Source organism: Novosphingobium sp. MD-1 (assembly GCF_001014975.1).
Classification (GTDB): Bacteria; Pseudomonadota; Alphaproteobacteria; order Sphingomonadales; family Sphingomonadaceae; genus Novosphingobium.
The window spans coordinates 373193-387256 of record NZ_BBXA01000030.1 but is presented as its reverse complement, the minus strand read 5'-3'; the positions used below and the strand labels follow the sequence as shown (position 1 = coordinate 387256).

The window sequence follows — 14064 nt, the reverse complement described above, 5'->3', positions numbered from 1 at the left end:
CTGCGGCATCAACCGGCGATGGGGTGGATGTCGGTTTCCAGCTCGATGTCCGACGCCGGTCGGGCCGTGCACAGCAAGACAGTTCCGGGATCAGTGGGCGCAGTCACGCCGGGCAGATATTCGACCTTGCCTGCGACAAGCCTGGCCGCGCAGGCCCCACATGCCCCGTAGCGGCAACCGTTGGGGGCCGCATAGCCTGCCGCTTCGATCCATTCCAGCAGATTGCTGGCATCGCCCCAGGCCCCTTCAAGTGTCGCATTGACCTTTACCCCAAAGGAGCCGGCCGAAGCGCTTCCGGCCTGGAAGTGAGCCTTGCCGGCGGGAATGAATAGCTCGCTGGTCCATCTGGCGTCAGCGACCCCGTGCGCGCGCAGCTGGCCGCCAAGACGTTCGACAAAACCGGGAGAGCCGCACAGCATGATTCTGGCGCCCGCGCCGAAAAGGGGACTTGAAACGAGCCTGACTGCATCCAGCCTGGCCTGGCTAAAGGCAAGGCGCTCCTCGCTGCAGCGCGGCGCCTTCGCCAGAACATCGATCTGAAGGTTGGGCAAGAGGCGCAACGCCGATTGCAACTCACCTTCGAAGGCGAAGCCTGCCGGAGTATCCGTGCAGTGAAACAGATGGATCGGACGCGTCGGCCGCAGCGCGATCGCGCTGCGCAGGATACTGAGGAACGGGGTTATCCCGACTCCCACACTGGCGAGAACAAGCGGGCTGGAATCGGCGGGATGGACCGCGAAACTGCCCATTGGCCCGTTTATCCTGAGAGCATCACCAACCTTGATCCGATCGACGAGCATAGCAGTGAAGCCCGCATCGCGCGATGGATCGCGGCGGACGCTGATCCGGCAGGCCGTGTCTGCGACCCCGCTCGATAGCGAATAGACCCGCGAATCCCCGCCGCCCGGCATTCGGACAATCACATGCTGGCCCGGCAGGAACGGCAACAGCGCGCCATCTTCGGGCTTCAACCAGAACGAGGTAATTTCCGCCGATTCCCGGATCACTTCTGTGACGCGCCACAACCGGTCGCCGCGGGGGCTGGGAGCGGACGCTTCACGACCCGGTTGTGCGAAGGCGGGGATATCATAATACCTTCGTTCTCCCAGGTTCGGTTCAACGCCGACTTCGGCCCCGCATTCCAGCATTCCGCCCCGGATCACGCGGGCATAGACCCCAAGCACATGGCCGGTCTTGTCGCGCAGCCTCGACGAAACCGCGGGATTGTCGGGCAGGTCGGGCTGTGCATAGCGCGGCATGGCGCAGCGAACGGTCGCCTGGGTTATCGCGATCACGGCATCGCCGATGCACAGGCGGTGCCCGATCCAGGCCTGTTCCGGCCAATCGGCCAGCGTGTCGCAGTCCAGCACCAGGTTTGCCCGATAGCGTTCCAGACGTGCGATATCGTCCGAACCGCCGGCCAGCTTCTCCAGCGATTGCCGGGTCACGACATGCAGGGGCGCAACATCGAAATGGCTGCCTGGCCAGGTGACATACTGGCGCAGGACCAACCCGACTTCGTCAGGAACATCGGCCTTGGGAAGTTCATCCTGGAGCGACAGTCCGAGCAGGCGCTTGACCCCGTCGGGATTGAGCGGCACCCGTCGCCGGTAGTGTGCGTCATCTTCCATCAGGGGCAGCAGGCTTACTACCCGGCCGAGCTGCGCGCCCAGCAGCGCGGAGGCAAATGGATCGGCCGAATCGATCAGGTCGCCCGCCGTGGTGACGATCATGACACCGCCGCTTTTCTCGTCATACCGGGCCTGCAGGCCCAACATCACGGGAAGGCGCTTGGCGCTCAATATTTCCCCATTTCCCTCGTCGCGCAGACACAGAATCCGGTCGCCGGGCAAGCCGGCCGTGTCGAGTCGCGAACGGATCAGGCGTTCGCCGCCGAGTGACTTGACCGGATAGCGCCACAAAGCATCAAGCGTTCCAACCTGCATACCCCCTCCATCAGGCCCCACTGCTCACCGCGCCGCTACCGGTTCTTCGACCCATTCAGTCCTCAGCAGGCGCCGACGTATTGCGCGGCATCTCCGATTGTCTTGCCGTCGGGAAAAGTCGGCGTGATTTTGCCTGCACAGTCCGGCTGTTCGGCAAGCGCCCAGCGACCGGTCAATGGGAACAGCAGGCTACGACCAGGCGAATTGCGCCTGGCGATACGCAGCCCCCAGTCAAACGGCATGATCCCGTCGCCCTCACCATCAAAGAAACATGCGGAGAACGCCACATGCGGCGGCTGACAAAGGAACCGATCGGCAGCGAAGTCAGCCACCGAGGCGTACCGCATGCCAGCCGATGTGATCGGCCACGAAGGTGGAGATGAAGTAGTACGAATGATCGTAACCCGGCTGCATCCGGATCGTCGCCGGGATACCGGCCTTGCGACAAGCCATGACCAGCAGCCCGGTCTTGAGCTGCTCGTGCAGAAAGTTGTCAGCATCGCCCTGGTCGACCAGCAGATCGGGCAGACGAGCACCATCCTCGATCAGGGCACAGGCATCGTACTCGCGCCAGGTCGACTTGTCGGGCCCCAGATAGCCGCCCAGCGCCTTCTCGCCCCAGGGGCAGTTCAGCGGGCTAACGATTGGGGAAAAGGCGCTGACCGAGCGGAAGCGATCGGGATTGCGCAAACCGATGGTCAATGCACCATGGCCACCCATCGAATGGCCTGTAATCCCCTGACGCGCCATATCGACCGGGAAATTCCCACCGATCAGCGCAGGCAATTCCTGCTCGATATAGCTGCCCATCCGGTAATTGGCCGACCACGGCGCCTGTGCCGCATCGACATAGAACCCGGCGCCCTTGCCGAAGTCATAGCCTTCGTCATCCGGCACCAGATCGCCGCGCGGGCTGGTATCCGGGGCTACGAAGATAACCCCATGCTCCGCGCATGCGGCGCGGAATTCGCCCTTTTCGGTCACATTGGCATGGGTGCAGGTCAGGCCCGACAGATACCACAGCACCGGCAGCTTCTGCCCCGGTGCGTGATCCGGCACGAAGACCGAAAAGGTCATCGGCGTGCCGGTCTCGGTCGACTGATGGGTATAGACGCCCTGCGTGCCGCCATGGCTCCGCCAGGCCGAGACCTGCTCCATCAGAACACCACGACCGAGCGGATCGACTTGCCCGCATGCATCAGGTCGAAGGCGGTGTTGATCTCTTCAAGGCCCATCACATGGGTGATCATCGGATCGATCTGGATTTTGCCCGCCATGTACATGTCGACGATCTTGGGCACATCGGTGCGGCCCTTGGCCCCGCCAAAGGCCGTGCCGCGCCAGTTTCGGCCGGTCACGAGCTGGAACGGCCGGGTGGCGATTTCCTTGCCGGCCTCGGCCACGCCGATGATGATCGAGGTACCCCAGCCACGATGGCAGGCTTCCAGCGCGGTGCGCATAACTTCGGTATTGCCGGTGGCATCGAAGGTATAGTCCGCGCCGCCATCGGTCATCAGAACGATCTTGGCGACCACGTCCTCGCGGCTCATGCCCTTGGAGTTGAGGAAGTCGGTCATCCCGAACTTGCGGCCCCACTCCTCGCGGGTCTCGTTGATATCAACGCCGATGATCTTGTTCGCCCCGGCCAGCCGCGCGCCCTGGATCACGTTGAGGCCAATGCCGCCGAGGCCGAAGACCACGACATTGTCACCGACCTGGACCTTGGCCGTGTTGATCACCGCGCCGACCCCGGTGGTCACACCGCAGCCGATGTAGCACGAGGTCTGGAAGGGCGCGTCCTCGCGGATTTTGGCGACGGCGATTTCGGGCAGGACGGTGAAGTTCGGGAAGGTGCTGCAGCCCATGTAGTGGAAGATGGTCTGCCCCTTGTAGCTGAACCGGCTGGTGCCATCGGGCATCAGCCCCTGGCCCTGGGTCGCGCGGATCGCGGTGCACAGGTTGGTCTTGCCCGAGAGGCACGACTTACACTGGCGGCATTCGGGCGTGTAGAGCGGGATCACGTGATCGCCTGGCTTGACCGAAGTCACCCCGGCACCAACCTCACGCACCACGCCGGCGCCTTCGTGGCCCAGGATTGAGGGGAATATCCCTTCGCTGTCGAACCCGTCGAGGGTGTAGGCATCGGTGTGGCAGATACCCGTTGCCATGATCTCGACCAGCACTTCGCCCGCCTTCGGACCCTCCAGGTCGAGCTCGACAATCTCGAGCGGCTGTTTCGGCGCAAAGGCAACGGCGGCACGGGTCTTCATGTTGTACTCCTGAAACTTGAGAAGTCGAAACCAGATTGGCGGCGGCGATGATCACCATCGCGCTCGCTGTTATGTATTCCTGTCACTTACCGCTAATGCCCTGCAATAACGTCGCTTGTTTCGTGGCGTTCGCCTCTGACGAAGGTGAGTGCGGCAATGCTTATCAAGGGCACAGCAGCAATTGCGAAGAAGAGGCTGCTTGGCGTCCAGTCTCGAGCCATCAGAGCACCTGTCACCAACGGACTTAAAATAGATCCGAGCCGACCGAAACTGAGAGCCCAGCCCACTCCGGTTGCACGCAATGGAGTGGGATAAAGTCCGGTCGTGTAGGCGTTCAAACACAGTTGTGCAGCAAGTACGAAAACACCAGAAACGAGAGCCATCAGTAGAGCGAAGTCCGATGCTGCAAACATGCCAAGACCAGCAATGAAGACGATTGATCCGAAATTCACGGCAATCAGAACCGGGCGGGCACTCAGGCGATCACTCAGCAGGCCGAACGCAAGGCTGCCGAAGACACCACCGAGGTTGTGCAGCATCTGGGCATAGGCCCCCGTATCCTGGCTATGTCCGGCCTGTGTAAGCAGACTGGTGAGCCAACTTGCAAGGGCGAACAGGACGAACTGCGTCGCAAAGAACGTGATCCAGAGAAAGACAGTCTGCGATCCCCGATTGGCCTTGAACAGATCGGCGACGCTCCCCCGAGCCACTGCCTGTTCACCTGTCGTAAGCTGCGCGCCTGCGGTCACGCGCGCTGTCGCATTAGCCTTCGTGAGTAGTCCGATCGCACGTGCTCTGGCGGCAGTCGTGCCCTGCGCTGTGAGGTAGCGGGCGGACTCTGGAAGGAGCGCGAGGAGAGCGAAAACCAGGATTGCCGGCGCGATGCCTCCTGCGAAAAAGACACTTCGCCATCCGAAGTTGTTAATCAGGAATGGCGCCAGGAGACCCGCCAATGTGCCGCCCAGAGCGTGTCCGCTGAACATCACGACCAACAGGAAGCTGCGATGCCTTTTTGGCATGTATTCGGCAACCAGAGCAGCGCCCAGCGGGATGGTGCCGCCGATACCGAGGCCAGTCAGCAGCCGCAGTGCCTCCAACTGCTGAATATTCTTGGCGAAGGCCGAAGCGAGCGTTGCCAGGGTGACGATTACGAACATTATGATCATGACTGGTCGGCGACCAAACCGATCACCGAGCATACCCCCTATCGCCCCTCCAAGGGCCATGCCGACGAGCGAAGCCGCCAGAGCGGGCGCGAACGTCGGCAGGCTCAGGCCCCAGTCCCGTGCGACCGTCGGTGCGATCACGCCAAGTGCTGTCGTATCGAACCCGTCAACAATGGCCACTAACGTGCACAGCAGGATGAGTCCGAAATGGAAGGCGGAGAACGGCGCATTGTCTAGCACGTCGGAGACGGCTATCATTGGACGTTCGTCCTTATTGGAAGCCATTCAATCTCTCCCGGCTTGCCATCGTCGATCGCAAAAGCTGCAAGACCTCAATTCTGGTATACCAATATGCAGGCCTGCGCAATCCGCGCATTGATTTTCTGCCGATAATCGTAGGATTTTTGGCTCATAGTGCCTGCCCCCATAGGTCGTAGTATACCATGGGCCGCCTGCACCGTCTCTGCATAGACCTACTTTAGAACCCATCTGGTTTCGGGCAGCTCATCGACACATGCCCGATCCAGCGGATCAACCGGATTCTCGAAGAACTTGACGATCATACGACCTGCGCATTCGGAATGGTTCAGCAGAACGAAGTGAAAGGTCAGCGGAAACTCGACGATCCGGGCAGTGGTGAAGTTGCCTGCGGTCTCCTCGCTCTGGAACCGTGGAGTAACGAGGTCCAGTTGACCAGCAAGAAACAGAGCTGGCGTATCGGACCGGGCCACGGCAATCGTAGCAGGATCGCTCATACTGAAGCCCATTCTGGGGCAGAACCTGGCCCAATCATAGCTTTCGAACGCCGTCATCCTCGCGCCCGAAACCACTGCTGGCGCCAGTTTACGGGTCGGGAAGGCGCCAGTGCCAGGGCGATCCATGCGGGGAAACTCGTCGCGGCAGACCGAACTCGGCCAGGTGAAGGCCGGATCCTTCCCACCGCTATTGGCTTCCGGGTTGGCGAGGCCCTGCCAGGCGAGCAGGTCGCCCTTGGCAGCGCGCTCTACCGCCAGCGGAATCTTGCCCCGCAGGTCCGGATGGGCCAGCGCCAGCCTGACCTGATCGAGGAATTCCACGTTGGAGACCTTGCGGCCCTCGATCACGCGGGGGCGGCGTTCAAGACTGGAGGCTGCCTTGCCCAGATTGGCTTCGAACCGGGGGAATGCTGCGGCGCACTCCGGCGCGGCCGAGCATTCGTCGATCAGCTCGACAAGCGGCTGGACCACGAAGGCCTTGCCGAAGGCATTGGACTCCATGCCCGACATGCCGTCGAGCACGACGGCTCCGATCGCCTTGCCATCAATTACATTGAGGCGCTGCGCAATCGTGGTGCCATAAGAGACGCCATAGACGTTCCAGCGATCAATGCCGAGTGCAAGCCGCACGTCCCGCAGATCCTGCGCGGCCTCGTAAGCACCATAGGCATTGAGGTCCATCCGCTCGGTAAGGCTTTTGCGGCAAGTCTCGACCTTAGCCGGATCAACCTTGGGATCGGCTGCCTCCAGGCCTTCCGGGAATTCCGGGCACGACATGTCAGGCTTCCCCCACGGTGTCGATCCGCGATGATCGACATAGATCACCGCATCCTTGCGTGACAGGATTTGAGCCAAGCCCGGTTGCCTTTGCAGGTTCTTGAGGCCCGCGCCATTGCCCCCCATGACGAACAGGATCGGAGCGCGGCCCGCAGCCAGCTGTTCAGGCTGGACGATGGCGAAGTGGACAGTCACCGTTCGGCCATTGGCCCTTTCCCGGTCCTCGGGAACCTCGATCTTGCCACACTGGACGCGCCCGCCAAGCGCCGGTGCAACCTCGATCGGGCAGGGAGCGGGTGCCACAGCACGCTGGGGAATAGTCATGGTCTCCGCCCTACCAACCTGGGCGATTCCGGTTAGTGCGAGCGTCGCACCTCCGAAAAACCAAGAGTTCCAGCGCAGAAAATTTCCCTTGGGCATCGATCTAAGCTCCCTATTATTTGTCAAATTGTCATAACGGTTTCACCAAAAAGGTGCCCTTCACAACCCACCGATTTCGATGAAAATATTGAATCCAGTCAGTTTCCGTTACGCGGGATACGATTGGACCATTGCCTCGCAAACAGAGCCTTATCGTTCAGCTTGGCCTCGATGCTTTCCTCGACGATAAATTCGCTGGGGGTGCTGGTCATCGTGGTTTTGACGCGTGCTTCCGTTTTCCATCCATCGCGCGACGAAGCATTCTCGGAGGTAAATGCAATGCGGTAGGAATTGACATCTCCCTCCGTGATCGTGGCATCTAACGAAAGCCCTGAACCCAATTGCATTTTTATCGGCTCCAGATTTTGGAGCTCCATTGGCAAGGCAACTTCCATAACCCCTTTGCGCTTCCCGGCTGCTCCCTCAATTCTTGCCAGCCTGCTCGTCGGCTTCATTTCCTGTGCAGGAGATCGTGCAGGATTGGGCAATGTCTTGATCGGCATATCTGGTTCGGTTGTCCTGCCAATGCGTAGGGGCAACTCCAGATGGGTCACGCCAGTAACCAAGTGCAGCGCAACATCTTCGGGCGCGGGCCAAACAATTGGCCACAGGTTTTGGGATATCGACAGGCGAAGCCGGGAGCCTTTTCTTATACGCCGGGAAGTATGCTTCAAAAGCACCTCGTGGGTCTGTTCGGTTCCTGGTGCAATAGGGACATAGGCTGTATGATCAGAGTTGTGCGCGAGATTGCGGACGCCGTACGTCAACAGCCAAGATCGTCCGTCTGGCGTAACTTCGTTAAGTCGTACTGCGATCTTGGCAATGGGCTTGTCAGCGACGAAATGAAGTTTCAGTCTTGGCTGCCCAACAATATCAATGCCTTGTGTGAGCGGCGCTGTTTCGAATAGAATCGAAAAGTCGTCGTCAAATGATTGCTCGACAGGTGCCTGGGATGTCATGTCGATCGGAGACAGGACTGGTATAGCCGTACCTACAAGGACATTAGCGGGAATCTCGACTTTCCCCTTGGGCGAGCGCTTGCGGCTTAGTATTCCGCCCTGTCCCAATCGGTAAGAGGTCTTGCTGATCTGGGCAGACGGCCAGGCATCATCCGCTACCCAACGGCCCGGAACGTCTTGGGGATAGCATTGTGCCACCGTTGCTTCGGCCACGAACGACCGCAACATCGGCTCTTTCATCAAGCCTGTGTCATGACCATTCAGCCAATGGTCCCACCAGCGCGCTTCCTCAACCGCCCAATCGAGCCGCGGTCCCGGATCGCCCTCCTGCGGCCAGTCATGACCCCATGGGCCGATTATGCCCTTCCGTGGGCAGTCAAGCCTCTCCAATATTCGAGGCACGGTATCAATGTAGGAATCCTCAAGTCCGCCGATTGCATAGACAGCGCATTTGACCTTTGAGTAATTCGAAAGAATTCTATTTCTCCAGTACTGATCAACCAGCTGGTGGCGCATCCATTCAGAAACCAGAGGAAGCTGTGCCTGCAATCGCTCAAGCCACATTGACTGCCAGACTTCGCCCACGAGCTCCGGATCGGGCGGCACCGTCATGACCTGTTTCCAGATTGTGCCCCAAACCACTTTTTCGTTGATGACGCATCCGCCCAGTGTATGGACATCGTCTGTATAGCCGTTTTCCGTGCCCATTGCGGCGATGATTGCCTTGAGCTCGGGAATATCTTTGCCTGCCGCCTGGTAGGCCGTGATCGCACCGTATGAAATGCCCCTCATCCCGACATTGCCATTGCACCAGGGCTGGCGTGCTATCCACTTTATCAAGGGTGTAACGTCAGCTTGTTCGGGCAAGTCATACTCGTTGACAATTATGCCGCCTGACTCACCAGTGCCGCGCACATCGACCCTCACTAGGGCGAAACCACGTGGGACCAACCACGATGCGGTTCGGTCGTCGACACGCCGATAATTTCTACGTTTGCCGTAACCAATATACTCGAGGATCGCTCCTACCGGGCGGGCATCAGCATCTTCGGGCAGGAAAATTCGCGCTGCCAGCTTCACGCCGTCAGGCATCTCAATCAAGCTGTGCTCAACAACTTTCAGCTTCCGGTTTGCTGGCGGTAACCAAACGTCCGTCTTGGCCCAAGCCGGCCGATACCAACCGCCAATCGCCGAAAGCGCGCCCGCGCCAGCAATGAACTCCCGCCTCGACCCTTGCATGCTCTTCTCCTCGTCACAGACACTGGCCTCGCGCTCCGCCCGAGGACTCAATCGGTCGCCCTATTGAAGGTCGCGCGGGATGCGCTCATTCCATTCGCGTTCACGAACGACCTTGCCGTCCCTCAATAGCTGCCGGACATGCCTATAATGGAAGGCCCCGGCATCGCTCTTGAGCTCCGTCGTGCCGCGCCATTCGACATCATGCTCTCGCCATTTGCTTTTCATGAACGATCGGCCAACAAAGCTGGCTTTCGCGGGATCATCATCGGCAACGGAAAATTCGACTGATACGTCCTCCCCGTCAGGGCTGGCCCACTGATAACCGCGTTTGACGGTCGTCGTCCGCTTCAGATCGTCGCGCAGGATTTGACTTCTGACCGGGCCGTTCCAGGTCGTTTCAGCATGGCCGCTGCCTGCTGCTTCCGCTTCAGTCACTGTCAGATTGCGGCTACCCATGTCGGCCGCCGCCTTTTCGGCAGCTTCGGGCGCTTGCGGCGGAATGACCGGCAGCGCGAGCGTCGAGCCGCCCTCCCCCACGCCGAGCGTCATCACCAGCGGCTTCGCCGACGGCCAATAGGACGGGAACAGGGCATTGGAAACCGAAATGCGCATGCGGTGGCCAGGTTGGAAGATCCATGAGGTGGCGTGAAGTTTCACTTCCAAGGGATACCGGGTTCCGGGCACGAGTGGCTCCGGCTCGACAGATGATTGGCGTTGTGCGCCGTTCAACGCCCCGCCCGTGACCAGCGTTGTGGTCCCGTCAGGGGCTACGTCGGATAGCTTCACGAACCAGTTCGCATGATCGACATCGACTGAGGACAGCAGCGACGCGACCGGAGAGCCAAGAATCTGCAATTCACTCGTCAGCGGCGAGCTTTCATAGATGAGCGCTGTCGCGTCGCCCTCGCGCTGATCCGGAGACACATCGATCCAGCCCAGTCCTGCGCCGACCCCCGTACTGGCAATCATGCGCAATCGGTGATCCGAAGCCGGCCCCGCAATGGGCGCTAGGGCGTGGCTCTCGGTCAAAGAGAAGATCTGCGGCCGGATGGGCGCATTGTTCCAGCGCGCAATCGAGCGCCACTCGCCAGGGATTTGCGAGCGCGAAATGATCGGGCGGTAGGGGAGCCGCATGAAGACACTCACTTGCGGCTTTTCAAGCACGCCGTTCTGCTTGCCTTTCAGGAAGTAATCCCACCAATCGAGTGTTACTCGCCCAAGATCGGCGGTCGGCCCGGGATAATCCGAGCTGTGATTCCAGGGGCCGATCACCGCCCGCACAGGCCCACGCGAGTTTTCCAAAGCGCGAATGGCCGCGTTTCGATACGGATCATGCCACGCTCCGACCATCATAGTCGGCACATCACCTGCAGAGGGATTAAGATCACGGCGCAAGCCGCGGTGCCAGAACTCACCGTCCCGCTGCTGCCGCAGAAATGTAAGACTCATCGGCTGCTGGTCGAACCGGTTTCGCAGGATCTCCTCATCGAACGGATCCTGATCCGGCGGTGTCACAAACAGCATGCTGTCGGCGGCGACTGTATAGTCGTCCATATGGAGGATACCCGAAGGATAGCGAACATCTTCGGAGTAAATGTCTTCGGTCGCCATGAATGTGACGATGGCTTTGAGCGCAGCCGGTTTCCTGCCACCCACCAGCATGGCGGTGAAGCCACTCCACGAGGTCCCAAACATGCCTATGCGGCCGGTTGACCAAGGCTGACTTGACAGCCAGTCCACGGCCTCAGCCGTATCATCAAGCTCGGTTTGGGAGTATTCCCGGTCTGCCAGCTTCCCTTCACTGGCTCCCGTTCCACGAAGATTGAGATAGGCTACGACATAGCCTGCCTTGACGTAGTCGGCATACCACGGGCGTCCGTGGCTTCCACAAGGACTAGCATATCCATCGACCGTGAGAAGAACTGGGAATCTCTCTTTCGGAGGCGCCTTGGAAGGTTTGGCAAGGCAGATTTCCAGTTGCACTCCATCCTTCATCGCAATCTTTTGTCGCAAGAAGCTAGCTTGCGGGGCATCTTTGGCACTGGCGTAGGACGTGGTAAGGATCGCAAACGCTGCCGCGAAACCCAGACTTAGACGACTCATTGTACGAGAACTGCGCGAAACCAGGCCGCCCGGTTCGATCTCGCGCTTCTGTAGCTTCTGATCGCCGTCACTTGCCCAGACAGCAATTTCTCCCGCCATTCTCCGTCCTCCACTCGGTGAGTGGCCGAATCATCCAGCCTTGACACTACCATACAGTTCTGTATTGTAATGCCAAGCGCGATGAATTCGGGTTTCGTCAATATCTCCGGGGCGCCGATCCACAGCCTCCCACTGGCGTCAAATCTCAAAGACTCGGTGCAACGACCAAGCCACGCCCCGCAAGTACTCACCGCATCCGAAGGAGTTTGTTGAGTGCACAGAAGTTTTCGACGGGTCTCCTGCCTGATCGCCGGGGCGGTTGCTGTCTCAGTTGCTGGCGCTGCGTCGGGCGGAACCACGGCAGTTTCAGACGCCAGGCGCCTAACGTTGCAAAACGTCGGTGCTGAGAATACTGAGTATCGGGACCGCAGGGCCTTGAGACTCATCGTTTCTCCTGAAGCGGAAGCAGCTGATATCGACGCGACCTTCGCGGTGCTTCCCTATCCGCCGATCAGAGATTTTGTAATTGAGGCGGATGTAGCAGGCATGCCCGTATCCGCGGAAACCACCGCGAGAGGTTTTGTTGGTATTGCCTTCCACATCGCCGAAGATCGGAGCAGTTTCGAAGCCATCTACTTGAGGCCGACCAACGGCCGCGCCGAAGATCAGGTGCGACGGAATCGCGCCATCCAGTACATCTCCCATCCAGACTATCCTTGGCACAGATTGAGGACTGAAGATCCGGGGCAGTTCGAGTCCTATGTGGATCTCGAACCGGGGCGATGGACTCGCATGAAAATCGTGGTCGAAGGTGCGCGCGCCAGCCTGTTCGTTAACGGTGCCAAGCAACCTAACCTGATCGTCAGCAATCTCAAACTTGGCGAGCGTTCGGGGCGAGTTGGTCTGTGGGTCGGACCAGGTTCGATCGCCCATTTCTCCAACGTTGTAATCAAGCCGATTCCCGCTCGATCAAAGCCGCATGAGCTGACAAAAGACAGCGAGCCAACGTCCGCCACCGCCCGTTAAACGGGACGTCATTCTGTTACGAGGCCTTCTGCCAGCATCGCCTTGCGCATCGGCTCCAGATAGGGCGCAAAATCGCGCCATCCGCTCAACCCTCTCGTATGAATGGGCTCCCTGATCTGGGCCGCGCTGTGCGAGGTGTTCGCAGTTGACCCCTTGTGTGGTGACAGGCAATCTTCATTCCAGTCGAGGCCGCAGGCAGCCACGAGTTCGCGGATGCCGGTTGTCGGATCGCGCACCAAATCGTCATAAAAAACATGGTGAATCCTGCCGGGCAGTTCGCGGCTCCAGTGGTCCATCAGCCTATGGAATGCCGCGATGTAGCGTCCAAGCTCAACCTGATCATAGGAAAAAGGATAGCCTTGTACGAACAGCGTCTTGAACATGCCCCAGCCCACCGCAAGTGGCGGCTTGTGGACATGTACGATGCGCGCACGTGGCAAAGCTTTGGCGATGAGCCCAATATAGAGATAATTGAGCGGCAGTTTGTCGATAATATGCAGTGACGGGTCCCGGCCTGCCGATGCGAGCGCGTGATAGAACTCACCCAACATGACTGGATCCAGCGTCTTGCTGAACGGGATCAAGGCATGTTTGCCGCCCCCCCGGAATCCACTCGCTTTTGCGCAATGCTCCAGCGCGCGCGCGAAGGCCGACATCTCTCCACCAGATACGACGTCGGGATGAGCTTCAAGAATGCGCTCCACCAGGGTCGTCCCCGAGCGCGGCAGGCCAAGGACAAAGATCGGCGCAGCACCGGAAAATCCCTCGCCCATCGACGCCAAGGTAGAACTAGTAAAGGTGCTGCGAATTGCCGCTAGCGCCGCGAGATCATCGTCAATGTCATAATCCAGATGGCATCGCCGCAACTTGGTGGCTGCGTCCAGGGCAGCAAAGGCCTGGGCGACATGACCAAGGTCTTCCCGCTCTTTTGCAAGCGCATAAAGTAGCCGCATGCGATGCTGCCAAGCCGGGTGATCACCGCCCAGTGCTGTCTCGATCTGTGCAATGTGATTGCGAACGCTTGTTTGGCGCCTGAGATGACTACGATTCAACCACGCTTCGCTATCTGCAGGGTCCACAGCTATGACGGCATCATAGTCCTTTTCGGCAGATTCCAGCTCACCAAGAAAGCGAGCCGTCGCCGCGCGATTGAAACGCACGCCGACCAGGTTCGGCTCGCGTGTAAGCACGCTGTCGAAAAAGCGGTTGGCTAGGCGGTAGTCGCCCGCAGCGGACGCGAGATCGCCAGCCATCGCCGCAGCCTGAACATCAGCGACAAGCTCGTCGAAAGATCTCGTCAGGCAAGCTCTCGCTAGGTCGGGCCTGTTCCCGGCAAGAGCGCCGCGCGCCTGCTCAAGTGCTGC

General features: G+C 59.7%; 10 protein-coding genes. 1 reads left to right on the top strand and 9 read right to left on the bottom strand.

What is annotated here, in order from left to right; translation table 11 throughout:
* Nucleotides 1–8 precede the first annotated feature (8 nt).
* From NMD1_RS14865 to NMD1_RS14830, 8 genes are all read right to left on the bottom strand, one after another.
* Nucleotides 9–1946 (bottom strand): MOSC domain-containing protein, encoded by a 1938-nt coding sequence (locus NMD1_RS14865; protein ID WP_125955337.1) that lies wholly within the window; start codon nucleotides 1944–1946, stop codon nucleotides 9–11.
* A 62-nt stretch (nucleotides 1947–2008) separates the two neighbouring features.
* Nucleotides 2009–2278: a hypothetical protein gene (locus NMD1_RS14860; protein ID WP_125955336.1), complete on the bottom strand. Its 270-nt coding sequence runs from the start codon at nucleotides 2276–2278 to the stop codon at nucleotides 2009–2011.
* Nucleotides 2271–3104, bottom strand: a complete 834-nt coding sequence (fghA, locus tag NMD1_RS14855) for an S-formylglutathione hydrolase (protein WP_125955335.1) — start codon at nucleotides 3102–3104, stop codon at nucleotides 2271–2273. The genes NMD1_RS14860 and fghA overlap by 8 nt, the downstream gene beginning before the upstream one ends.
* Complete coding sequence (locus tag NMD1_RS14850) at nucleotides 3104–4216, bottom strand: S-(hydroxymethyl)glutathione dehydrogenase/class III alcohol dehydrogenase (protein WP_125955334.1); 1113 nt, start codon at nucleotides 4214–4216, stop codon at nucleotides 3104–3106. The genes fghA and NMD1_RS14850 overlap by 1 nt, the downstream gene beginning before the upstream one ends.
* 92 nt (nucleotides 4217–4308) lie before the next feature.
* Nucleotides 4309–5667 carry an MFS transporter gene (locus NMD1_RS14845; RefSeq protein ID WP_082364758.1) on the bottom strand — a complete coding sequence of 453 codons (1359 nt, stop codon included), beginning with the start codon at nucleotides 5665–5667 and terminating at the stop codon, nucleotides 4309–4311.
* A gap of 188 nt (nucleotides 5668–5855) precedes the next feature.
* Complete coding sequence (locus NMD1_RS14840) at nucleotides 5856–7238, bottom strand: alpha/beta fold hydrolase (protein WP_162896104.1); 1383 nt, start codon at nucleotides 7236–7238, stop codon at nucleotides 5856–5858.
* Between the two features lie 194 nt (nucleotides 7239–7432).
* Nucleotides 7433–9532 (bottom strand): CocE/NonD family hydrolase, encoded by a 2100-nt coding sequence (locus NMD1_RS14835; RefSeq protein ID WP_125955333.1) that lies wholly within the window; start codon nucleotides 9530–9532, stop codon nucleotides 7433–7435.
* A 60-nt stretch (nucleotides 9533–9592) separates the two neighbouring features.
* A complete protein-coding gene (locus NMD1_RS14830; RefSeq protein ID WP_125955332.1) occupies nucleotides 9593–11734 on the bottom strand; it encodes a CocE/NonD family hydrolase in 2142 nt (713 codons plus the stop codon).
* Between the two features lie 375 nt (nucleotides 11735–12109).
* Here NMD1_RS14830 and NMD1_RS14825 point away from each other — a divergent pair, with 375 nt between their 5' ends.
* Entirely contained in the window at nucleotides 12110–12700 is a 591-nt protein-coding gene (locus NMD1_RS14825; RefSeq protein WP_125955331.1) for a hypothetical protein, read from the top strand.
* Nucleotides 12701–12708: 8 nt separating this feature from the next.
* Here the strand turns inward: NMD1_RS14825 and NMD1_RS14820 are convergent, their stop codons facing one another.
* Nucleotides 12709–13953 carry a sulfotransferase gene (locus NMD1_RS14820; protein ID WP_125955330.1) on the bottom strand — a complete coding sequence of 415 codons (1245 nt, stop codon included), beginning with the start codon at nucleotides 13951–13953 and terminating at the stop codon, nucleotides 12709–12711.
* Nucleotides 13954–14064: the final 111 nt, after the last annotated feature.